The organism is Pedobacter sp. PLR (assembly GCF_026239675.1).
Taxonomy (GTDB): domain Bacteria; phylum Bacteroidota; class Bacteroidia; order Sphingobacteriales; family Sphingobacteriaceae; genus Pedobacter.
In genome coordinates this window covers 722,587-743,606 of record NZ_JAPIVQ010000001.1, presented here as the reverse complement: position 1 = coordinate 743,606, position 21,020 = coordinate 722,587, and the positions used below count along the sequence as shown (strand labels likewise).

Below are 21,020 nucleotides of genomic sequence, written 5' to 3'. Positions count from 1 at the left end.
GGGATCAAACCGGAAATTTCGGCCATAAAAAAGGCCCGAATAAAATCCGGGCACTTTTGTTAAAGTATATTTGGTTAGAATATGCGGGTTTGGGTTGTTGTTTTTTTAATTATGTGGTCTTTGATTATTTAAATATAATGCAAAATATACTTTAATCACAATATAATTTTCAACTTTTTTCATAAAGCGAATCAAAATATCAAATAATCTTGCTTTGTGGCCTTTTCCGGAAGGATATGGGGGCTAAATAATTTTTACTTGCAACAGCTATAATATGGTAAAACCTGTTTTTTTTGTGCCGACCAGGCAATGTAAACCTCAGTTTCATTGGATAGGCGGTACTTAAATCCATTGAGTCCGCTACGTTTAAGCTCATTATAAAAGTCTTTATCCGGCGTATGTTGATCAGGATTTTCATTTTCCGTCACTGCAGGCTCCAGAAAGTTTTCCTCCTCCAGGAACAATTTCAGCTCCTGCTGCATAAATTCCAATTGCTTTGCTTCCTTTTTAAGGTCAAGTGTAGAAGCATAGCTTTTCAAAAGATCAGTTGCCTTGAAGTCTTTTTGATAAATCAGCGCGCCATCATGGGCAGTAATACTGAAATTCATGGTCATGTTGGCTGGTTTCTCTCCTTTTAAGACTACTTTAAAGGTATCCAGTAACAAAGTGTCGCTGAAGGCTTTTAACACAGTCTCGCCTTTCATATTGCTTTTTAAATCCTCCGCTGAAGCAGTGGTTTTATTGCCTTTACAGGCCGCAAGAACGCAGAGGAATAATAACAGATAGGTATAATGTTTCTTCATAAAGGGGAATAATTTAGGATCCCAGTATCTTTTTAAGGTCTTCGGGGGTATCAATGGCGATCGTTTCAATATCCGTTACCCTGGTTTGAATCGCATAACCGTTTTCTACCCATCGCAACTGCTCCAGACTTTCTGCAATTTCCAGTGAAGAAGGAGGGAGTTGTGTAATTTCCTCTAATACCGACGCCGTATATCCGTAAATACCGATGTGCTTATAAAACAAATGGGCCTGCAACCAGTTTTCTTTTTCTGTATTGCGGAGGTAGGGGATGGTCTGTCGACTAAAATAAACTGCTTCTTTTCGGGTATTCAGCACCACTTTCGGCAGGTTATGGTTAAATAATTCTGCTTGTGTGTGAATTTGCTTAATCAGGGTTGCCAGCTGTACTTCCGGATCTGTAAAGCAGGAAACCAACAGGTCGATTTGTGCCGGATTTATAAAAGGCTCATCACCCTGAATGTTGATCAGCACATCAAAACCCGGCAGTTGTCTGGCGACTTCTGCACAGCGATCTGTGCCGCTCTGGTGTTCAGCGCCAGTCATGATATACTCAGCACCAAAGCTTTTCAGTTCTTCGGCAATTCGCTCATCGTCGGTAGCGACCACCACTTTGTCCAGACCTTTAGCCTTCTGCGCCTGCTCATAAACCCTGCGGATCATGCTTTTCCCCTGAATATCCACTAATGGTTTTCCGGGGAAACGCGTAGAAGCAAAGCGGGCGGGGATTACTCCAAGTACCTTCATCTTAAAATAAACCGTTTATTTCTGCATCAATAGATCGGATGATCGTACCCAGATCTTCCGGGTTATTCGTGAAATCAAGCTTGTTTTTATCCAGAATCAGTAATTTCCCCAGACTGTAATCTTTAATCCAGGCTTCATATTTTTCATTCAGCTTCGATAAATAATCAATACGGATACTGGCTTCATACTCACGGCCACGACGTTGGATGTTGTTTACCAACGTAGGAACTGATGCACGCAGATAGACCAACAAATCCGGTGGTTTAATAAATGAGGTGATGTTCTCAAATATATCGCGGTAATTGTTGTGATCTCTGGTCGTCATTAAGCCCATTTCATGAAGATTTTCTGCAAAAATATGCGCATCCTCATAAATGGTTCTATCCTGAATCACATTGCGTTTATTGTTCTCAATGTCGACAATCTGCTGGAAACGACTGTTTAAAAAGTAAATCTGTAAGTTAAAGCTCCATCGTTTCATGTCGCTGTAAAAATCTTCCAGATAAGGGTTGTCTTCCACACCTTCGTATAACGCTTCCCAGCCATAATGCTTGGCGAGTAATTCTGTTAAGGTGGTTTTACCGGCACCAATATTTCCAACTATAGCTATATGCATATTTTAATAATTTATCTAGCTTTTGTAGCTATATGATCTAATTTCGGACTAAAAGGATTTGAATCCGATCAGTTCTCTTGCTTCTTTAATGGTTTTTTGCGCGCTTTCTCTGGCTTTTAATGCACCATGTTTTGCTACCTGACGTAAATAAGAAGTGTCTTTAGATATTTCTTCGATTTTTTCACGGATCGGCGTATTAAACAGGATCATGTCTTCTGCCAGTTGTTTTTTGAAATCACCGTAACGAAGTTCACATTTGTTATATAAGCCATCGAAATGAGCCATTGTATCTGCCGGAGAAACGATTTTCATCAGGTCAAATAAGTTTTGGATTGCTTCCGGTTTTGGTTGATTTTCTTCCGTTGGTCCGGCATCTGTTACTGCACGGGAAACCTTTTTACGGATCACCTCAGGGCTGTCAGACAGGTAAATACAACTTCCGTCGCCAGAAGATTTACTCATTTTTCCTTTGCCGTCTAATCCTGGTACTTTTACCAGGTTCTCCTGATAGTTGAAAGCATAAGACTCAGGGAAAAGGTCTGTTTTGTACATTCTGTTGAAGCGATTTCCGAAGGTACGGGTCATTTCAAGATGTTGCTCCTGATCTTTTCCTACCGGAACTTTAGTGGCTTTGTGGATTAAAATATCGGCAGCCATTAAGGTTGGATAAGTTAATAAACCAGCGTTCACATTGTCGGACTGAGATCTGATTTTGTCTTTAAATGAGGCACTGCGCTCCAATTCGCCCATATAGGCATTCATATTCAGGTATAAATACAACTCAGCAACTTCAGGAACGTCAGACTGGATATAGATGGTGGTTTCTTCTGGATTGATACCGCAAGCAAGATATTCTACTAATACATGTTTTACATAACCATGAAGATCGCCGGGAGTTGGGTGTGTGGTTAAAGAATGAAGGTCGGCAATGAAGAAGTAGCAATTGTAATCGTATTGCATCTTCACAAAGTTTTTAACCGCACCAAAATAATTTCCCAGGTGTAATTTTCCTGTAGGACGTATCCCGCTAACTACCGTTTCTTTCATGCAACGAAATTAAGAAAAAACAGGTATTGGGGAGGCGTATAATTTCATTTTTATCTTTTATAAATTGTTTAAAGGAGGAATTTACATTGGAATGAGCATATTAGCGGTCCTGTCTTTAAAAAAATAGTAGCTTTGAATCAATGATCCGCCTCTTAAAGCATAGCCATCGCATCTATTCTGTATTTGTTATTGTGTCGCTTTCTGCGGTATTTTATCCTTTTTACTACGTAGCCGCACAGTCTCCGAAAGGTTACCTGACGCTAAACCGGCTCCGAAAAGCCAATAGTTTCCTGAGCAGCTGGCTGACCGGCTTCTTTTTTAGGTTTACTTTTGAGCAACCTTTAGTTAAGGATCAGACCTATATTTATTGTGCCAACCATACTTCCAACCTGGATATCATGATTTTTTGTATCCTGGCTCAGGGGAAATTTCATTTTATGGGGAAGGATGCGCTGTTGAAAAATCCAATGCTGAAAATCTTTTTTAAGACGATTGATATTCCGGTGAACCGCGATAGTAATATTTCTGCGTTTCGGGCATTCAAAAAGGCTGGCGAGCGATTAGAGGCAGGTTGGAGTCTGATTATCTTTCCGGAAGGAGGGATAGATGGTAGTCATTATCCGCCTGTTTTGCAGTCTTTTAAGAATGGACCATTTCGCCTGGCTATAGAAAAAAACCTGTCTATTGTTCCTGTAAGTTTATCCGATGTGTGGAAAAAGATGTGGGATGATGGCTCAAAATATGGTAGTACGCCAGGAATTTGTGATATTTACATCCATCAGCCGGTTGAGACCACTGATTTAACGATAATGGATGCCGATCAATTAAAAGAACGCATTTTTGATTTAATAAATAGTAAACTCGTTTTGCATGACCATAGATAAAGAAACCATATATAAGGTGGCCGACCTGGCCAGAATCGCCATAGAAGAGAAAGAAGTAGACAGCCTGATGGGGGATATGAATAAGATTCTTACTTTTATGGAACAGCTTAATGAATTGGATACCAAAGGTGTAGCGCCATTGGTGTACATGAATGAAGAAGAAAATGTTTGGCGGGAAGATGTGGTAAAACAGGAGATTTCTGTAGCAGATGGATTGAAAAATTCAGCGAAACACAATGAAAACTTCTTTATGGTGCCTAAAATCCTGGAAAAATAAAGCCGGATGTAACATTCCGGGGTACTTTGCCGTCTTAATCAAAAACCCGAATAATTTAGCTACCAATGGAAAAAGCGTTAATCAACATCAAAGATATAGGCCGTAAATACGTGATCGGATCAGAAGTGATCCATGCTTTAAAATCAGTTTCATTGGATATCCAAAAAGGTGAATTTGTAGCATTAATGGGACCTTCCGGTTCCGGAAAGTCTACTTTAATGAACATTCTGGGCTGTTTGGATACGCCAAGTAAAGGTACTTATGTATTGAATGGTATTAATGTAAGTCATATGACGGAAAATGAACTTGCAGAAGTTCGTAACAAGGAAATTGGCTTCGTCTTCCAGACTTTTAATCTATTACCACGCTCCACTTCCCTGGATAATGTGGCTTTGCCATTGATTTATGCAGGTGCAAATAAGAAGGAACGCGATGCAAGAGCGCAAAAAGCACTGGAGAATGTAGGTTTAGGAAACAGGGTTACGCATAAGCCAAATGAGCTTTCCGGTGGTCAGCGTCAAAGGGTAGCCGTAGCCAGAGCATTGATCAATAACCCTTCTATCATCCTTGCAGATGAGCCTACAGGTAACCTGGACACTAAAACCTCTATTGAAATTATGGGCCTGCTGGAAGAAATTCACAGTAAAGGAAATACCATTATTCTGGTTACCCATGAGGAGGATATCGCGCAGCATGCCCATCGTATTGTTAGGATGCGTGATGGTTTAATTGAAAATGATTATCCAAATACCGACATTAAAACGGTTTCCCCACGCCTTGTAAAATTAGAAGAACGTGGTGATGACTTCGAAAAAATTGGTTAATTTTCCAATATGAAGATATATACCAAAACCGGCGACAAGGGGTTGACTTCCTTAATTGGTGGAACCCGTGTGCCTAAGTTCCATTTGCGCATTGAATGCTATGGAACGGTAGATGAGCTGAACTCTTATATCGGACTCATCATGTGCCAGGATATTGACCCTCATCATCAACAGGTGTTGAAGGAAATTCAGGACAGATTGTTCACTGTAGGGGCCGCATTGGCTGCAGATCCCGAAAAATCAAGGATGAAAATTCCCGATCTCCACGATACTGACATCACTTTGCTGGAAGAAGAAATGGACAATATGAACAAGTTATTGCCGGAATTGAAACACTTTGTGTTACCCGGCGGTACAACCGTAGTTTCCTATTGCCACTTAGCGCGTTGCGTATGCAGACGTGCTGAACGTTTGACTGTACATTTAGCCTCTGAGAGCTTTGTTGACGAAAAAATGACGATATATTTGAATCGTTTAAGTGATTATTTGTTTGTTTTGGCACGTAAACTGAACTTAGATGCAAAAGCAACGGAAAACATCTGGATTCCAAGGCTCTAAAAATGGTTGAAAAAAAGTTTGTTTTGCTCAGGTTTTTTAATATACTTTTGCGAAACGAATAGAATAACTTAATTAGGATAGGAAATATGTATTGGACACTAGAACTCGCATCGCATTTGGAAGACGCTCCATGGCCTGCAACAAAAGACGAATTAATTGATTACGGGATAAGATCAGGCGCACCAGTAGAGGTGATTGAGAATTTACAAGCTTTGGAAGATGATGGGGAACCATATGAAACCATCGAAGAAATCTGGCCGGATTATCCTACTAAAGATGACTTCTTCTTCAACGAAGACGAATACTAATCTTTAACGAATTTTTCATTGTAAAGGTCCTGTCAACTCGGGGCCTTTTTTTGTGCCAGAACTTTTTTGGAATGATGATTGTTTGTATAATGTCATGGGTTATTAAATAACCTCAACCAGTTTCATCTAAAAAACAGTTCTTAAAATCAAACGTTATGGGAAATTTACTTTATTTAGTAGCAGTAGTATTGGTAATATTATGGGTCATTGGGTTCTTTTTTCAAGGATTTGGCCCGAATGTTGGCAGTTTAATTCACGTTCTTTTAGTGATTGCAGTGATCGCTATCATTCTGAAAATCATTAACAGAGCAGCTTAATCGTTATTATCGTATTTAATATAGTTAGAGGCCTCTGAGATGATCAGAGGCCTTTCTTTTTTAAGATCAAAGCAATCTCCAGATCTTCGGGCCAGGTGATCTTTATGTTTTCACGTGCCCCTTCAATAATGTGAATCGGATAACCCGCATACTCCACCACAGAAGCGTCATCGGTAAATTCATTTCTGAAAGGTGTCTGATAAGCTTTCCTTAATACTTCTGTTGTAAAGGTTTGAGGGGTTTGGATCATGATTAGGTTCTCCCTGTTTAAGCCTTCCGTTTTGCCTTCCATATTGATGCTCCTCACAGAGTCAGTCGACCTTACTCCGGCAACGGCATTGCCATTCGCTTCGGCCGCAGTAAAAGAACGTAAAATGAGGTCCGCCGGGACCAATGGACGTACGGCATCATGGATGGCCACGATTCCTTTGCCTTTAATGGCCTTTAAGCCGTTTTTAACGGAATGAAAGCGTTGTTCGCCACCCTTTACTACCAAATGCTTTATGGTGAAGCTGTGGGTCTTGCAGAGTTCTTCCCAGTATTGGTGCTGGTGGATATTTAAAACCAGCAGTAACTCCGGATGTAATTCAGAATTTGCAAAGGCCTCCAGGGTATGCATCAGGATCGGTTTTCCGTCCAGTAGCAAGAACTGCTTGGCGATTTCGCTCTGCATTCTCGATCCGGAACCTCCTGCGACTATAATTGCGTAATATTTCATGGTTGGGGTCTTGGACAAATTTCAGGTCCTGGTTATAGGTGAGCAGGTTTTAAACAAAAATAGGAGATCCAAACCTGAATGGTCCAAAATCTCCTATTTTATGAGTTATATTTTTACTTAGATGATCAACATCGCATCTCCATAACTGTAGAAACGATATTTTTCTTTTAAGGCTACTTCATAAGCATTTCTTACGTAATCGTAACCACCAAAAGCACTTACCATCATCAATAACGTTGATTCAGGTGTGTGGAAATTGGTAATCATTGAATTCGCAATACTGAAATCATAAGGAGGGAAGATGAATTTGCTTGTCCAGTCGTTTGCTGGTTTTAGTAACTTTCCTGAAGAAACAGCAGATTCAATCGCACGCATAGAAGTTGTTCCTACGGCACAGATTCTTCTTTTTTCTTCAATCGCTTTGTTCACGGTATCCGCGGCTTTCTGCTCAATGATGAATTGCTCAGAATCCATTTTATGTTTTGTTAAGTCTTCTACTTCCACAGATCTGAAAGTACCTAAACCTACGTGTAAGGTTACTTCTGCAAAGTTTATACCTTTCAGTTCCAGACGTTTCATCAACTCTCTGCTGAAGTGTAATCCTGCTGTTGGAGCCGCAACCGCGCCTTCATGCTTAGCGAAGATCGTTTGGTAACGCTCTTTGTCCTGAGCAGTAGCTTTACGTTTGATATATTTTGGAAGTGGAGTCTCTCCTAGAATTTCAATGTTTTTTCTGAACTCTTCGTCTGTACCGTCAAATAAGAAACGGATGGTACGCCCGCGGGAAGTGGTATTGTCTACTACTTCTGCCACTAACAGGTCGTCATCACCGAAGTACAGCTTGTTTCCAACACGAATTTTACGGGCAGGGTCTACTAAAACGTCCCATAAACGCAATTCTTTGTTCAGTTCACGTAGCAAAAATACTTCAATCGTTGCACCAGTCTTTTCTTTGTTACCGTATAGACGCGCAGGAAAAACTTTGGTGTTGTTCAAAATCATGACATCCTGATCGTCAAAATAACTTAAAACATCCTTGAATATTTTATGTTCAATTTTGCCACTATCTTTATGCAAAACCATTAAACGGGCTTCGTCCCTATGCTCTGAAGGATTATTGGCAACTAATGATTCAGGTAGATTAAACTTAAATTGAGATAACTTCATATTTTTTCGATGTGATAATTAAGGGCGCAAATTTACGAAATATAATTTTCTTTTCCATACATATTCCTCATACTCTGTCCTTGAATTGTTAAATCTTCAAGGCATTGCGTGTTTTTTCAGGAATACCCGATATTTTCGTAGCACTGCGCCGTGATTTTATAGTGTGATTGTGTGTTTTTAGCAGGTATTGTTATTTTTTAGTGTTAATGATATTTTTGATTCAGGCCATTTAGTTTTTCTATTACAAACAGGAAATCTAATTGTTTGCAATTTTTTAGAACTAGTACCTTTTTTTAATTACTGTTGTTTAATTTTTGAATCTTGCTCGGTGGTTTTTGATTCCCGCTACTTGAATTTTGATTGTTGTTCTCTGAATTTTGACTGCTATTATCTAAATTTTGACTACCACTATGTATTTTTTATATTATATAAGAATTCCCTGTAACCTTTTTAGTTAGTTTTGGTCTAAACCCTAATTATGATTATTCTCAGATTAATAGGCGAAAGTTTTCGATTTGCACTAGATGCGCTACGCCAAAATAAAACGCGTACCATGCTTTCCTTATTGGGGATCACCATCGGTATCTTCACCATCATCTTCGTTTTCTCTGCTGTAGATACCCTGAGAGGTAAACTGCAAGCGAGTATAGATAAATTAGGTTCCAGTACGGTGTTCGTGCAGAAATGGCCATGGGGTGGTTTCGGTGATTATCCATGGTGGAAGTATGTGAACAGACCAGAACCTTCCCTGAGAGATTATGAAGGCCTGAAAGATCGTCTGGAGTATGTCGAAGGTGTTTCCTACGAGATTTCCGCCAATGGCAGAACCATTAAATATAGAAGTAACTCCGTAGAAGGTGGTGCCATCAGGGCCGCTTCGCAGGATTTTAATAAGACCTGGAACCTCGATTTTCAAGAGGGAAGGTATTTTACAGAAAGTGAAGGAAAATCCGGTTCACCAGTCGTGATTATTGGTGCCGATATTGCCGATGGTTTGTTTAATGGTGAACCTGCAATTGGTAAGGCGATTTCTGTAATGGGAAGAAGATTAACAGTAGTTGGCGTGTTTAAGAAAGAAGGGGAAGATATGATGGGGATGTCCCAGGATAAAAATATCCTCATGCCACTTAATTTTGCCAAAGGAATTATGGATGTTGAAAGTGACAGATATGATCCTACAATTACTGTTAGAGGAAAAGACTATGTTGCCCTGGAAGAGGTAGAAAGTGAGATCAGAGGTGCACTCAGAGGGATAAGAAGGACAAAACCAGGTGTGGAAGATGATTTTGCACTGAATAAGAGTACAATCGCATCCAACCAGTTAGATCAGATGTTCGGTGTGGTAGATATCGCAGGTTGGGTAATCGGTGGTTTCTCGATCCTTGTCGGAGGTTTTGGTATTGCCAATATCATGTTCGTTTCCGTAAAAGAAAGGACCAATATTATCGGTATTCAGAAATCGCTGGGCGCAAAGAATTATTTTATCTTGTTGCAATTCCTGTTTGAAGCTATAGCATTGTGTTTATTGGGAGGGGCTTTCGGGCTGTTACTGGTTTACCTGTTCACCGTGGCGTTAACCGCAGGCGGTTTTGAAATGACACTGTTCATGAAGAATATTGTGCTCGGATTTACGATATCTGTAGTGATTGGGGTGATATCAGGGTTCTGGCCGGCTTATTCAGCGTCACGACTAGACCCGGTTGAAGCAATTCGCTCTTAATAGGCCTTGCGCGCGCAGCAATTCAGTAGGATACTCCTCAAAGGCTGAAACCTTTTCCGCTGAAGGGCGGAAAACTTTCAAGGCCTTTTCTGAGATCACTCCTGCATTGCCGCCATGTTGCTTCGGAATATTTACTCGCTACACCAAATCGCATGATGGATACCAGACCAGAAGGGTTATGGGCAGCAGGTATAGATGACTACTGAAATTTTAAGGTGATTTTCAGGCTATAAAATGGACATCTAGCTTTGAAGACATTCGAATGTTTGCCCTTCAGCAAAGATTCGGGGATGAAAAGCGGATGGGTATTTTAGTTAAAAAAAAGCCGGTTTCCTACGCAGAAACCGGCTTTTTCATGAAATATGTTGTGCTTAGCTTAATTTTGCTAAAGCAGTTTTGATTCTCAATACAGCATCTCTTAATTTATCTTCTGCAGCAGCATAAGAAATTCTGATACAATCTTCGTTACCGAAAGCTTCACCTGTTACCGTAGAAACATGAGCTTCGTTTAACAGGTAAAGACAAAGGTCTTCTGCATTAGTGATTTTGTAATCGCCAGTGCTTGTACCGAAATATGCTTTAACTTCAGGGAAGAAGTAAAAAGCACCATCAGGAAGGTTTACTTTGATGTTTGGAATCTCTTTTAGTAAAGCGTAAACAATATCTCTACGGCTTTTGAATTCATCAACCATAGCGCTTACAGTTTCTAAACCGCCTTGATAAGCATGTAAAGCTGCACGTTGTGCAATGGAAGAAGTTCCTGACGTAACTTGTCCCTGCATTTTATCACAGGCATTAGCAATTTCTTTGTTCGCAGCCATATAGCCTACGCGCCATCCAGTCATGGCATAAGATTTTGAGAAACCATTGATTAAGATCACTCTGTCTTTGATGGAATCAAATTCAGCAATCGAAGCATGTTTTCCTACAAAGTTAATGTGCTCATAAATCTCATCAGAGATGATATAGATGTTTGGATATTTCTCAAATACAGCAACCAGGTCGGCAAGTTCTTCTTTCGAATACACTGAGCCGGTAGGGTTGTTTGGAGAAGAGAACATGAACAATTTAGATTTTGGCGTGATGGCCGCTTCTAATTGTGCTCCGGTAATTTTGAAGTTGTTTTCTAAGGAAGCTTTGATAAATACAGTCTCGCCTTCCGCAAGTTTGATCATTTCTGAGTAAGATACCCAGTAAGGAGTAGGTACAATAACCTCTTCTCCAGGGTTTACAAGACACATTACAGCATTGGCCAAAGATTGTTTCGCACCAGTTGAAACTACGATCTGATCAAAACCATAGTTTAGTCCATTTTCTCTCAATAACTTATCAGCAATAGCCTTACGTAATTCAGGATATCCTGATACAGGAGTGTAATAAGAGTAGTTTTCGTCAACAGCGATCTTCGCTGCTTCCTTTACAAACTCCGGAGTAAAGAAATCCGGTTCGCCGAAGCTAAGGTTGATTACATCAATCCCTTTTGAGGATAGTTCTCTACCTAACTTTGCCATTTTAATGGTCTGAGACTCTGAAAGGTTATTGATTCTGTTGGATAAAAATGTCATAATATTTTGTGCGCAAGCAAATATAATTTTGTGAGAACGCAAATATATAAACCTGACGGAATTTTAAACTAAAAAAAATACTTTTTAATGTACTTTGATGGTTAAAACGTATTTTTGACGGCTAAACTCTGCCAATTGTTACCTCAGAAAAAAGCAATACTCGTTTCTTTATGTATTAGTGTCGTCCTGATGCTGGCTAAATTTGGTGCGTATTTTATGACGCATTCCAATGCCATTCTTACGGATGCGGCAGAAAGCATCGTCAATGTCCTCGCCAGCTCTTTTGCTTTTTACAGCATTTACCTCGCCACCTTACCTAAAGATGAAAACCATCCATACGGACATGGGAAAGTAGAATTCTTCTCCGCTTTTGTGGAAGGAATTCTAATCGCTATTGCGGGACTAATCATCATTTTTAAATCCAGCTACGACCTGGTTTTCCCCCGCGAAATCAAACAATTGTATGAAGGTGCAATCATTGTGGGTGCAACTGGGATTGTTAACCTGTTGGTGGGCCTTTACCTGATCAATGTCGGTAAGAAACATCGTTCTATTACACTGGAAGCCGATGGGAAACACCTCATGACCGATGCCGTTACCAGTGCCGGTTTGGTGGTTGGGATCATTTTGATACAGCTTACACAGATATTCTGGTTGGATAGTGTGATCTCTATTTTGTTGGGATGCTATATTGTTTACAATGGATACAAGCTCACCAGAAGATCGGTGGGGGGACTGATGGACGAAAGTAATGTAGATCTGGTCAAAGAAATCGTGGGCATTTTACAGGAAAACAGACAGGAATCATGGATTGATGTCCACAATTTAAGAGCACAACAATATGGCGCAGATTTACATATCGATTGCCACATTACTTTACCATATTATTTCGACCTCAATAAGGTCCATCATGAAATATCAGCTATTGATAAAATGATCAATGTGAATGCTGAGCATACTACGGAACTTTTTATCCATGCAGACCCTTGTCTGCCGGCATGTTGTAACTATTGCAAGATGAAAAACTGTGACGTGAGACAGGAAGCATTCAAAAAGGAGATTCCATGGACGGTGGAAAATGCAACAAAAAATCAAAAACATTTCGATCAATGAGTTATTTTAACGTAAGGGTATACGGCCTGCTTATCAATGCTGACAATCAAATATTGATCAGTGATGAGCAGTCGGGGGGGAAGATTTTTAGTAAATTCCCTGGTGGTGGACTGGAATTGGGCGAAGGCCTGATCGAAGCACTCAAAAGAGAGTTTATGGAAGAGTGTGATGCGGAAATTGAAGTGCTGGAGCATATTTATACCACTGACTTTTACGAGAAATCTTCCTTCAATGACAGTCAGATTTTAAGTATTTATTATATGGTAAAAGAGGTTCATCCCTTACGATTGGATTTTAAAACCATACCCTTTGATTTTGAGGGGGATAGTTTACAAGCCTTTAGATGGGTAGCCTTAAAAGACCTTAAAGTGGAAGACGTGACCTTCAAGACGGATCAGAAAGTAGTCGAATTACTTAAAAACAGTTAAGCATGACTTTAGCAGAACGAGATCAGAAAGTAATCTGGCACCCCTATACACAGATGAAAAATGCCCTACCACATATCCCGATTGTAAGGGGAGAAGGCGTTTATCTTTTTGATGAGGAAGGGAAGAAATATATTGATGCTGTTTCCAGCTGGTGGGTAAACATCCATGGACATGCACATCCGCATATTGCAAAAAAAGTAGCTGAGCAATTGAGTGTATTGGAACATGTGATTTTCGCAGGCTTTACACATGAACCGGCAGTGCTATTGGCCGAAAGGTTACTGGAAATACTTCCTGCGGGGCAGGAAAAGGTTTTCTATACCGATAACGGCTCTACAGCGGTTGAAGTCGCCCTGAAAATGTGCCTGCAGTTCTGGTCTAATACCGGAAGTAAAGACCGTACTAAGATTATCGCTTTTAAAGATGCCTATCATGGGGATACTTTTGGCGCGATGTCGGTAAGTGGCCGTAGTATTTTTACGGGACCTTTCAGTTCGATGCTGTTTGATGTGGAGTTCATCGATCTTCCTACAGCTGCTAATATTGAACAGATCAAGTCTAAAATCAATTACCTGAGCAATGAAGTAGCCTGTTTCATCTTTGAACCGATGGTGCTTGGTGCCGGAGGAATGCTGATGTATGAAGCGGAACACCTGGACCAGCTGATTCAAACTTGTCAGAAACACGGTATTTTAACGATTGCTGATGAAGTGATGACGGGTTTTGGTCGTACAGGGACTTATTTCGCCTGTGAATCCTTAACCGCAAAACCAGATATATTCTGTCTTTCCAAAGGATTGACCGGTGGGACGATGCCCTTAGGCGTAACCACCTGTAATGAAAGGGTGTTTGAAGCATTTTTGAGTGAGGATAAACTGAAAACATTGTACCATGGACATTCATTTACCGCTAATCCGGTAGCTTGTGCGGCTTCTCTGGCCAGTATGGATATCCTGTTGAGTCCGGAGACTTTGCCAAATATTCAAAGGATAAAAGCAAAGCATGAAGCTTTTGCAGTGCAGATTAAAGACCACCCCAAACTGAAAAACGTACGTCAGAAAGGTACTATTCTAGTCATGGAATGGGAAACCGGAGACGATACTTCTTACCTAAGCGGACTTAGAAATCAATTGTATCTTTATTTCCTGGACAGAGGGATTATTTTAAGACCTTTAGGGAATACGATATACATTTTACCTCCGTACATTATCAGCAATGAGGATCTGGATCATATTTATGAAACCATCACTCAGGCTTTAAACGATATATAAAATAATAAATGTTGCGTTCCTGACTGGCTCAGGCAGGAACGCAATTTATCCACCCGGTTCTGGGTAATTGCGGGGTTAATCAAGCTTTGCTGTCAATATTCCTGTGGAAAACACATAGCATTCTGTATATTTATCCATCCATGCCCGTTTATAAGGCAGGGTTTACGGAAGATTATACCTGATTTATTTTATGCCTAATACCATTCGATTAGTACTGTTATTATTGCTGTGTATATTTTTTCAGTATTCCAGTGCCCAAACAAAAAGAACGCTTAGTGGCAATGTCACTGACGCAAAAACCGGGGAAACGCTGATTGGAGCCAGCGTTAGATTGACTGGCGGCAATACTGCCGCTAGTCTGACCAATGCTTATGGTTTTTATTCGCTCATCATTTCTGAAGGCAAATATGAAGTAGCCGTTAGTTTTATCGGCTATAAAACCACCATTAAAGAAGTAGATATTTCAAAGGACCTGCGTTTGAATTTTGCATTGGAGGAAGATAACCAATTGAACGAAGTTGTCATTTCGGCGACTAAAAAGAACGAAAATGTGAGTAGTCCGCAAATGGGGCTGCAAAAGCTGAGCGTACGGGAAATTAATGATGTTCCGGTGCTGCTCGGAGAACGTGATGTTCTGAAAACCTTACAATTGCTACCGGGAATTAAATCAGCAGGAGAAGGAAATAGTGGTTTTTATGTACGTGGAGGGGCAACAGATCAAAATCTGATCCTTCTGGATGAAGCTCCGGTATATAATGCTTCCCATTTACTGGGCTTTTTCTCCACATTTAATTCTGATGCCATTAAAGATGTGAGCGTATACAAAGGGGGGATGCCGGCACAGTATGGCGGACGATTAGCTTCTGTACTTGATATAAAAATGAACGATGGGAACCGAAAAGAATTTACCGCCGAAGGTGGCATTGGCCTGATCTCTTCCAGACTTAAAGTAGAAGGTCCTATTGTGAAAGATAAAGGCTCTTTTATGTTGAGTGCCAGAAGAACCTATATGGATCTTTTCTTTAAACTCTCTTCTGATAGTTCGATCAGCAACAATACCCTGTTTTTTTATGATTTAAATGCCAAGGCAAATTATCAGCTGGATGATAAAAACACCATATACTTATCCGGTTATTTTGGGCGGGATAAGCTTGGCATTGCCGATGCATTTGGCTTTAACTGGGGCAATGCAACCGTTACCTTGCGCTGGAACCATTTGTACAGTAATAAGTTGTTTTCCAATACTTCCCTGATCTACAGTAATTATAATTACGTGATCCAGAACATGATGGAAGACAATAACTTTAAAGTGAATTCTTCTATCAAAGATTTCAACCTGAAGCAGGATTTTGATTACCGCCTGAGTAATGACCATAGCCTGAAATTTGGGCTCAATGTGATCCACCATACCATCGCACCCGGAAAGCTGAGTGCCGATGAAAGTTCCAGTGTCAATCCAACTACCTTTGAGAACCGTAAAGGTTTGGAATCCGCCATGTATGTGTCCGATGAATGGGCCGTGAATGAGCGTTTTAACCTGGTTTATGGCTTTAGACTGAGTAGCTTTTCCCTGCTGGGTCCTGGTAATTTCAAAAGCTATGATGCAGATGGGAATACCATTTCCAGTAAATATTATGGTTCGAAGGCTGTCGTTAAATCCTATTTCAATCTGGAGCCCAGACTGTCTGCCAGTTACCAGTTGAACCCTTCCAGCGCTATAAAGGGGGCCTATACGAGGAATGTTCAGAACATTCACCTGATGTCTAACTCCACTTCAACTTCGCCAACGGATTTATACATCATGAACAGTAATCATGTGAAGCCGGAAATCGCTGATCAGGTAGCTACCGGTTTTTTTAAGAATTTTAACGATGATAAATATGAGTTCTCCGCCGAGATTTATTATAAATGGATGCAAAATCAAATCGAATACCGTAGTGGAACCGATTTGAGAGGGAACGGAAATGTGGAAGCAGATTTGTTGTTTGGCGACGGACGTGCCTATGGAATCGAATTGTTTTTGAAGAAAAGATTTGGCAGGTTCAATGGTTGGATTGGCTATACTTTTTCCAGAACAGAGCGTCAGTTTGATACCCTCAATGAGGGGAAATGGTTTTATGCGAAACAAGACAGAACCCATGATATCTCCCTGGTAGGGATCTACAAAGCGAGTCCACGCTGGACTTTCTCTTCTGTTTTTGTCTACAATACCGGTAATGCGGTCACCTATCCAAGTGGTAAATATGAGATCAACGGCAACACCGCTTTTTATTACAAGGAGAAAAATGGATACCGGACGCCGGCTTATCACCGACTCGATGTGGCTGCCACACTGGAAGGAAAACCTGGAAAGAAACTACAGTCCAGCTGGTCTTTTGGGATTTATAATGTGTACAACAGACAAAATGCTTTTTCAATTGATTTTAAAGACAACCCTGATGATCCTACGCGTACAGAGGTGGTTAGAACCACTTTGTTCGGAATTATCCCTTCTGTTACCTGGAACTTCAAATTTTAACCGATACTACTCATGAAGAAAATTAAATTATACATAGGATTGATCATGATCTTTCTTTTTACCGCTTGTGAGCAGGTAATCGAGCTGAAATTGGAGGAAGCAACGCCGCTAGTGGTGATTGATGGTGGTATCAGCGACCAGAATGAGGTTCAGCGGATTAAAATTTCTAAAACCTATAGCTTCACGGAACCCAATAAATTTAACGGGGCGAGCGGAGCTAAAGTGGTACTTGGGATAGATGGCACAGGCTCCATCGTTTTTACGGAGGTATCTCCGGGGATTTATCAGAGTGTGAAGTTCAGAGGTAAATCAGGATCCAAATACGATATTTCAGTTACGCTGGAAGGACAAACCTATAAAGCCAGCTCGGTTATGCCAGTCCGTGTGCCTATGGATTCGCTTACTTTTAAAAGTTATAACCTTTTTGGAGAGACTAAGAATTATGTTGCAGTTAACTATAGAGATCCTGCCGGAGTAGCGAATCAATACCGTTATATCCTGAGATTTAAAGGAGTGGTAGAGAAAGATGTCGTTTCCGAAGATCGCTTTGATGATGGTAATAAGGTAACCAATGTGATCTTCTATGAACTGAATGACTTGATTAAAGGCGATAGTATTCAGGTAGAAATTCAGTGTATTGACAGAAATGTATACCGTTATTTTTATAGCCTCGGTCAGAATTCAGGCGGCGGTGGGCCTCCGGTTGCTCCTGCAAATCCACCTTCTAACTTTAGCAATGGCGCATTAGGGGTATTCAGCGCTTATACTTCCAGTATCAGGACCGCATTGATTAAGTAAAGAGCTGTCAGTTAAAGCAACATTGTGTCATTTTTACGTTGTATTATTGCAATAATGTTGCATTATTAACCGACCTTTTTACCTTTGTTTCCATCCGGTAACACCGGGGGTATTTAAACCTTAAACAAAACAAAGATGGAAACGGAATCTACACAGGAAGTCATCATTATTGGCGGAAGTTATGCTGGCCTTTCTGCGGCCATGACCTTAGGCCGGGCAGGAAGAAAAGTACTGGTAATTGATAGCGGTAAGCCCTGCAATGCGCAAACGCCATATTCTCATAATTTTATCACGCAGGATGGGCAGGTACCTGCAACCATTGCGGCTATCGCTTTATCGGAAGTATTAAAATATCCTACTGTGACTCATTTAAATGATGTGGTGACTTCCGCCATGCGCAGCACCGATTTTTTTGAATTAAAAACCGCCTCCGGTCAATCTTTCCATACAAAAAAGCTCTTGTTTGCGACGGGTGTTAAAGACCTGATGCCAGCAATAAAAGGCTTTTCGGAGTGCTGGGGTATCTCTGTAATCCATTGTCCATATTGCCATGGCTATGAAGTTGCCCGGCAAAAAACCGCCTTGCTTGCCAATGGAGAAACGGCTTTTCATTTGTCGCAGGTAGTAAGCCAATGGACAAATGATTTGGTATTATATACGAACGGGCCGGTTCAACTCAACGAAGTACAGCAGCAACAGCTGAAACGTCATGGTATTCCGGTTATTGATACGCCTGTAAAAGAAATCCAACATGAAAACGGACAACTTAAAAGTCTGTTACTGGAAGACGGACAGGAGCATTTCTTTAAAGCAATGTATAGCAGGGTAAGTTTTTCACAACATTCGGATATTCCTGAAAGCCTTGGTTGTGAGGTTAATGAGCAGGGTTATTTGATTGTGGATGATAAAAAACAAACCAGCATCCCTGGCATTTATGCCGCTGGTGACAATACGACTATGGTGAGGTCAGTTTCCATGGCAGTGGCATCAGGCACGTTATCAGGGGTTGCGATCAATTCGTCATTAATTCTCGAAAGCTGGTAAATCCAGCTTTTTTTCTTCATGATGAAATATATATAGGAAAAACAGCTATTATTTTAAAATACCTTTTTCTAAGCGTAAATCTTTATCTTAAGTCATATTGATAATATATAATCATCGTAATTTGTTTTCCGCCAGGAACATTGCTAACTTTATGTTTCTTAATGTAAATCTCAATGACGACTCACCTAGATCTGGATACTGCAACATTAGAAGAAGAAAGAATTAAAGCTTTAAAAAGGTATAGTATTCTGGATACGCCACCCGATGGGTCTTTTGACAAGCTTACCAAGCTGGCGGCAACGCTCCTGAAGGTGCCTATTGCAATAGTGAGTCTGGTAGACACTGACCGCATCTGGTTTAAATCGAAATACGGAGTGGAAGCACAGCAAATTGACCGGGATGAAGGCCTTTGTGCTTCCGTGATTTTTTCTGATGACCTGTACCTGGTGGAAGATGCGGCCATAGATCCAAGAACTTTGGCTAATCCTTTGGTAGCCGGTAGTTTCGGATTGCGGTTTTATGCCGCAGTACCATTACGTACCAGAGATGGTTTCAACCTGGGTACCTTTTGTGTAATCGACAAATCACCAAGAACATTGACTGAAGAGGAAGAGCAGATTCTCAGAGATCTGAGAGATATCGTGATGGACCAGATCGAGCTGAGGTTAGCTTCCAGAACGAGTTTAGCACAACACAACCAAATCCTTAATACTACTGCCCACGACCTTAAAAACCCATTAACAACCATTCCTGTACGTGCAGATCTGATCAAAATGAAGAAAGATAACCACGAAATGGTGGATACGCTTTGTGATCAGATTAAAATTGCCAGCCTGAATATGGTGCGGATTATTGATGAATTATTGCAGGTAGGAAGTATTGAAGCCGGGAAAATACACCTGATGCTCATCAAAGTTAATGTTTCTTTTTTGGTGAGTAACGTGGTCTCGATGAATCAGCCATTAGCGGAAAGAAAGAACCAGACCCTGCATTTCAGTTATGAAAAAGACCTGTATGTAAATGCAGATGAAGGGAAGCTGACGGAAATTATTGACAATCTGATCAACAATGCTATTAAATATTCTGCACCGGGTAAACAGATCTATATTCGTGTAAAAGAGCTTGCAGGTAAAGTTCTGATTGAGGTTCAGGATGAGGGTTTAGGCCTGACTCAGGAAGATAAAGGTAAATTATACCAGCGTTTTACCCGCTTAAGTGCACAACCAACCGGAGGGGAAAATTCTACCGGTCTTGGACTATCCATCGTGAAAGTATTGGTGGAAGCACATGACGGCACCATTCGCGCAGAAAGCGAAGGAAAGGATAAAGGTTGTAAATTTATCGTTGAATTACCGGGCAGGAATGGTTAAATCACCTGCTGTTAAAAGCAGGTAACTTCCCAGTGTCTGAGCCAGTCTTTTCCTGGCGCTAAATTAACTATGCCTTCCTTATTGATCAGTTTTTGATCATGATGAACGCTATCTGCGATGCCACACCAGGGTTCCAGACAGACAAAATCGGCGTCTTTAGCAGCCCAGATTCCGAAGAAAGGAAAAGCTTCGAAATGAAAATCCAGACCATGCGGGCTTTTCTCACTTTTTAAACGAATCTTATTGCTTTTCAGATTTTTGAGCACCAGGGCATCATGGTAAAATAATTCATGGCTTAATGGTAGCTTTCCTGCGGAGGTTAAGCCATGAGTTCCGATTGCATCGTCGATGAGGTTATCAGTCACCTTCTGGAATTTCAATTGCGAATCCTTGTTGAATTGCAGGTAATAATCATTATAATTTAAAGTGGGGTTAAGTGGTACGCTGAATGCCGGATGCCCGCCTATAGAAAACAACAGGTCTTTGTCGCCGGTATTTAAAACTTCATAACCACAACTAAGGGTATTCCCCGTAAGTCGGTAATGCAGGCCCAGTTGAAACTTAAAAGGATAAACTTTTAAGCTTTCTTCATCTTCTTTCAGCAGGAACAATATTTCTTCCGGCCCGATTTTAATGGCCTCAAACTCTTTGTCTCTCGCAAAACCATGTCTTGGCAAATGGTAAGCATTGCCCTCATAGAAGTAAGTATCGTCCTTTAAGCCACCAACAATAGGGAATAATACAGGACTACGCTTTCCCCAGAATTCTGGATCTCCGTTCCAAAGGTAGGATAAGCCGGTTTGTTTGTTTTCCAGGCTTTGTAGTTCTGCACCTTTAGTAGAAAAGGAGACTGAGATTTCTGCGTTTTCGAGAGTAATGATCATAGATAAAAGTAAAAATTAAATATTACATTTAGGCTCTGTCTGGCA

General features: G+C 40.7%; 22 protein-coding genes. 14 read left to right on the top strand and 8 right to left on the bottom strand.

Features of this window, described 5'->3' with window-relative positions; genetic code table 11:
- Positions 1–254: 254 nt before the first annotated feature.
- From OQX61_RS03100 to trpS, 4 genes are read right to left on the bottom strand one after another with little or no spacing between them, the layout of a single operon-like run.
- Positions 255–803: a hypothetical protein gene (locus tag OQX61_RS03100; RefSeq protein WP_265840195.1), complete on the bottom strand. Its 549-nt coding sequence runs from the start codon at positions 801–803 to the stop codon at positions 255–257.
- A 13-nt stretch (positions 804–816) separates the two neighbouring features.
- Complete coding sequence (gene kdsB / locus OQX61_RS03095; protein WP_265840194.1) at positions 817–1,548, bottom strand: 3-deoxy-manno-octulosonate cytidylyltransferase; 732 nt, start codon at positions 1,546–1,548, stop codon at positions 817–819.
- 1 nt (position 1,549) lies between these two features.
- Positions 1,550–2,164 carry a deoxynucleoside kinase gene (locus OQX61_RS03090; protein WP_265840193.1) on the bottom strand — a complete coding sequence of 205 codons (615 nt, stop codon included), beginning with the start codon at positions 2,162–2,164 and terminating at the stop codon, positions 1,550–1,552.
- A 48-nt stretch (positions 2,165–2,212) separates the two neighbouring features.
- Complete coding sequence (gene trpS, locus OQX61_RS03085; protein ID WP_265840192.1) at positions 2,213–3,211, bottom strand: tryptophan--tRNA ligase; 999 nt, start codon at positions 3,209–3,211, stop codon at positions 2,213–2,215.
- Positions 3,212–3,351: 140 nt separating this feature from the next.
- On the opposite strand from trpS, the gene OQX61_RS03080 reads away from it, so the two are divergent.
- The 6 genes from OQX61_RS03080 (at position 3,352) to OQX61_RS03055 (ending at position 6,379) form a co-directional block, all read left to right on the top strand.
- Positions 3,352–4,095, top strand: coding sequence for a lysophospholipid acyltransferase family protein (locus OQX61_RS03080; protein ID WP_265840191.1), 744 nt, complete (start codon positions 3,352–3,354; stop codon positions 4,093–4,095).
- Positions 4,082–4,372, top strand: a complete 291-nt coding sequence (gene gatC, locus OQX61_RS03075; protein WP_265840190.1) for an Asp-tRNA(Asn)/Glu-tRNA(Gln) amidotransferase subunit GatC — start codon at positions 4,082–4,084, stop codon at positions 4,370–4,372. Before OQX61_RS03080 ends, gatC begins: the two co-directional genes overlap by 14 nt.
- 65 nt (positions 4,373–4,437) lie before the next feature.
- Positions 4,438–5,196, top strand: coding sequence for an ABC transporter ATP-binding protein (locus OQX61_RS03070; protein ID WP_265840189.1), 759 nt, complete (start codon positions 4,438–4,440; stop codon positions 5,194–5,196).
- A gap of 9 nt (positions 5,197–5,205) precedes the next feature.
- The gene (locus OQX61_RS03065) at positions 5,206–5,754 is read left to right on the top strand and encodes a cob(I)yrinic acid a,c-diamide adenosyltransferase (protein ID WP_265840188.1); all 549 of its coding nucleotides are present in this window, start codon (positions 5,206–5,208) and stop codon (positions 5,752–5,754) included.
- Between the two features lie 86 nt (positions 5,755–5,840).
- Positions 5,841–6,062: a DUF2795 domain-containing protein gene (locus tag OQX61_RS03060; protein ID WP_008240955.1), complete on the top strand. Its 222-nt coding sequence runs from the start codon at positions 5,841–5,843 to the stop codon at positions 6,060–6,062.
- A 155-nt stretch (positions 6,063–6,217) separates the two neighbouring features.
- Positions 6,218–6,379 (top strand): lmo0937 family membrane protein, encoded by a 162-nt coding sequence (locus tag OQX61_RS03055; RefSeq protein WP_265840187.1) that lies wholly within the window; start codon positions 6,218–6,220, stop codon positions 6,377–6,379.
- Between the two features lie 43 nt (positions 6,380–6,422).
- Here the strand turns inward: OQX61_RS03055 and OQX61_RS03050 are convergent, their stop codons facing one another.
- Both OQX61_RS03050 and queA read right to left on the bottom strand, forming a co-directional pair.
- Positions 6,423–7,097, bottom strand: coding sequence for a 2-C-methyl-D-erythritol 4-phosphate cytidylyltransferase (locus OQX61_RS03050; protein ID WP_265840186.1), 675 nt, complete (start codon positions 7,095–7,097; stop codon positions 6,423–6,425).
- Between the two features lie 117 nt (positions 7,098–7,214).
- Positions 7,215–8,264, bottom strand: coding sequence for a tRNA preQ1(34) S-adenosylmethionine ribosyltransferase-isomerase QueA (gene queA, locus OQX61_RS03045; protein WP_265840185.1), 1,050 nt, complete (start codon positions 8,262–8,264; stop codon positions 7,215–7,217).
- A gap of 478 nt (positions 8,265–8,742) precedes the next feature.
- On the opposite strand from queA, the gene OQX61_RS03040 reads away from it, so the two are divergent.
- Positions 8,743–9,984 carry an ABC transporter permease gene (locus OQX61_RS03040; protein WP_265840184.1) on the top strand — a complete coding sequence of 414 codons (1,242 nt, stop codon included), beginning with the start codon at positions 8,743–8,745 and terminating at the stop codon, positions 9,982–9,984.
- Between the two features lie 371 nt (positions 9,985–10,355).
- Here the strand turns inward: OQX61_RS03040 and OQX61_RS03035 are convergent, their stop codons facing one another.
- Complete coding sequence (locus OQX61_RS03035) at positions 10,356–11,549, bottom strand: pyridoxal phosphate-dependent aminotransferase (RefSeq protein ID WP_265840183.1); 1,194 nt, start codon at positions 11,547–11,549, stop codon at positions 10,356–10,358.
- 135 nt (positions 11,550–11,684) lie between these two features.
- On the opposite strand from OQX61_RS03035, the gene OQX61_RS03030 reads away from it, so the two are divergent.
- From OQX61_RS03030 to OQX61_RS03000, 7 genes are all read left to right on the top strand, one after another.
- The gene (locus tag OQX61_RS03030) at positions 11,685–12,662 is read left to right on the top strand and encodes a cation diffusion facilitator family transporter (RefSeq protein ID WP_265840182.1); all 978 of its coding nucleotides are present in this window, start codon (positions 11,685–11,687) and stop codon (positions 12,660–12,662) included.
- A complete protein-coding gene (locus OQX61_RS03025) occupies positions 12,659–13,090 on the top strand; it encodes an NUDIX domain-containing protein (protein ID WP_265840181.1) in 432 nt (143 codons plus the stop codon). The genes OQX61_RS03030 and OQX61_RS03025 overlap by 4 nt, the downstream gene beginning before the upstream one ends.
- Before the next feature lie 2 nt (positions 13,091–13,092).
- Positions 13,093–14,361 (top strand): adenosylmethionine--8-amino-7-oxononanoate transaminase, encoded by a 1,269-nt coding sequence (bioA, locus tag OQX61_RS03020; protein WP_265840180.1) that lies wholly within the window; start codon positions 13,093–13,095, stop codon positions 14,359–14,361.
- Between the two features lie 190 nt (positions 14,362–14,551).
- Entirely contained in the window at positions 14,552–16,879 is a 2,328-nt protein-coding gene (locus OQX61_RS03015) for a TonB-dependent receptor (RefSeq protein ID WP_265840179.1), read from the top strand.
- 12 nt (positions 16,880–16,891) lie between these two features.
- Entirely contained in the window at positions 16,892–17,677 is a 786-nt protein-coding gene (locus OQX61_RS03010; protein WP_265840177.1) for a DUF4249 domain-containing protein, read from the top strand.
- A 135-nt stretch (positions 17,678–17,812) separates the two neighbouring features.
- Positions 17,813–18,721, top strand: a complete 909-nt coding sequence (locus OQX61_RS03005; RefSeq protein ID WP_265840176.1) for an NAD(P)/FAD-dependent oxidoreductase — start codon at positions 17,813–17,815, stop codon at positions 18,719–18,721.
- Positions 18,722–18,894: 173 nt separating this feature from the next.
- Positions 18,895–20,091 (top strand): GAF domain-containing sensor histidine kinase, encoded by a 1,197-nt coding sequence (locus OQX61_RS03000; protein WP_265840175.1) that lies wholly within the window; start codon positions 18,895–18,897, stop codon positions 20,089–20,091.
- A gap of 11 nt (positions 20,092–20,102) precedes the next feature.
- On the opposite strand, the gene OQX61_RS02995 is transcribed toward OQX61_RS03000, so the two are convergent.
- The gene (locus OQX61_RS02995) at positions 20,103–20,975 is read right to left on the bottom strand and encodes an aldose 1-epimerase family protein (RefSeq protein WP_265840174.1); all 873 of its coding nucleotides are present in this window, start codon (positions 20,973–20,975) and stop codon (positions 20,103–20,105) included.
- Positions 20,976–21,020 lie beyond the last annotated feature (45 nt).

What these genes read in the sequence shown, in the direction of transcription:
- OQX61_RS03100 (WP_265840195.1), bottom strand. Translation starts at nt 803, where the DNA reads ATGAAGAAACATTATACCTATCTGTTATTATTCCTCTGCGTTCTTGCG.
- kdsB (WP_265840194.1), bottom strand. Translation starts at nt 1,548, where the DNA reads ATGAAGGTACTTGGAGTAATCCCCGCCCGCTTTGCTTCTACGCGTTTC.
- OQX61_RS03090 (WP_265840193.1), bottom strand. Translation starts at nt 2,164, where the DNA reads ATGCATATAGCTATAGTTGGAAATATTGGTGCCGGTAAAACCACCTTA.
- trpS (WP_265840192.1), bottom strand. Translation starts at nt 3,211, where the DNA reads ATGAAAGAAACGGTAGTTAGCGGGATACGTCCTACAGGAAAATTACAC.
- OQX61_RS03080 (WP_265840191.1), top strand. Translation starts at nt 3,352, where the DNA reads ATGATCCGCCTCTTAAAGCATAGCCATCGCATCTATTCTGTATTTGTT.
- gatC (WP_265840190.1), top strand. Translation starts at nt 4,082, where the DNA reads ATGACCATAGATAAAGAAACCATATATAAGGTGGCCGACCTGGCCAGA.
- OQX61_RS03070 (WP_265840189.1), top strand. Translation starts at nt 4,438, where the DNA reads ATGGAAAAAGCGTTAATCAACATCAAAGATATAGGCCGTAAATACGTG.
- OQX61_RS03065 (WP_265840188.1), top strand. Translation starts at nt 5,206, where the DNA reads ATGAAGATATATACCAAAACCGGCGACAAGGGGTTGACTTCCTTAATT.
- OQX61_RS03060 (WP_008240955.1), top strand. Translation starts at nt 5,841, where the DNA reads ATGTATTGGACACTAGAACTCGCATCGCATTTGGAAGACGCTCCATGG.
- OQX61_RS03055 (WP_265840187.1), top strand. Translation starts at nt 6,218, where the DNA reads ATGGGAAATTTACTTTATTTAGTAGCAGTAGTATTGGTAATATTATGG.
- OQX61_RS03050 (WP_265840186.1), bottom strand. Translation starts at nt 7,097, where the DNA reads ATGAAATATTACGCAATTATAGTCGCAGGAGGTTCCGGATCGAGAATG.
- queA (WP_265840185.1), bottom strand. Translation starts at nt 8,264, where the DNA reads ATGAAGTTATCTCAATTTAAGTTTAATCTACCTGAATCATTAGTTGCC.
- OQX61_RS03040 (WP_265840184.1), top strand. Translation starts at nt 8,743, where the DNA reads ATGATTATTCTCAGATTAATAGGCGAAAGTTTTCGATTTGCACTAGAT.
- OQX61_RS03035 (WP_265840183.1), bottom strand. Translation starts at nt 11,549, where the DNA reads ATGACATTTTTATCCAACAGAATCAATAACCTTTCAGAGTCTCAGACC.
- OQX61_RS03025 (WP_265840181.1), top strand. Translation starts at nt 12,659, where the DNA reads ATGAGTTATTTTAACGTAAGGGTATACGGCCTGCTTATCAATGCTGAC.
- bioA (WP_265840180.1), top strand. Translation starts at nt 13,093, where the DNA reads ATGACTTTAGCAGAACGAGATCAGAAAGTAATCTGGCACCCCTATACA.
- OQX61_RS03015 (WP_265840179.1), top strand. Translation starts at nt 14,552, where the DNA reads ATGCCTAATACCATTCGATTAGTACTGTTATTATTGCTGTGTATATTT.
- OQX61_RS03010 (WP_265840177.1), top strand. Translation starts at nt 16,892, where the DNA reads ATGAAGAAAATTAAATTATACATAGGATTGATCATGATCTTTCTTTTT.
- OQX61_RS03005 (WP_265840176.1), top strand. Translation starts at nt 17,813, where the DNA reads ATGGAAACGGAATCTACACAGGAAGTCATCATTATTGGCGGAAGTTAT.
- OQX61_RS03000 (WP_265840175.1), top strand. Translation starts at nt 18,895, where the DNA reads ATGACGACTCACCTAGATCTGGATACTGCAACATTAGAAGAAGAAAGA.
- OQX61_RS02995 (WP_265840174.1), bottom strand. Translation starts at nt 20,975, where the DNA reads ATGATCATTACTCTCGAAAACGCAGAAATCTCAGTCTCCTTTTCTACT.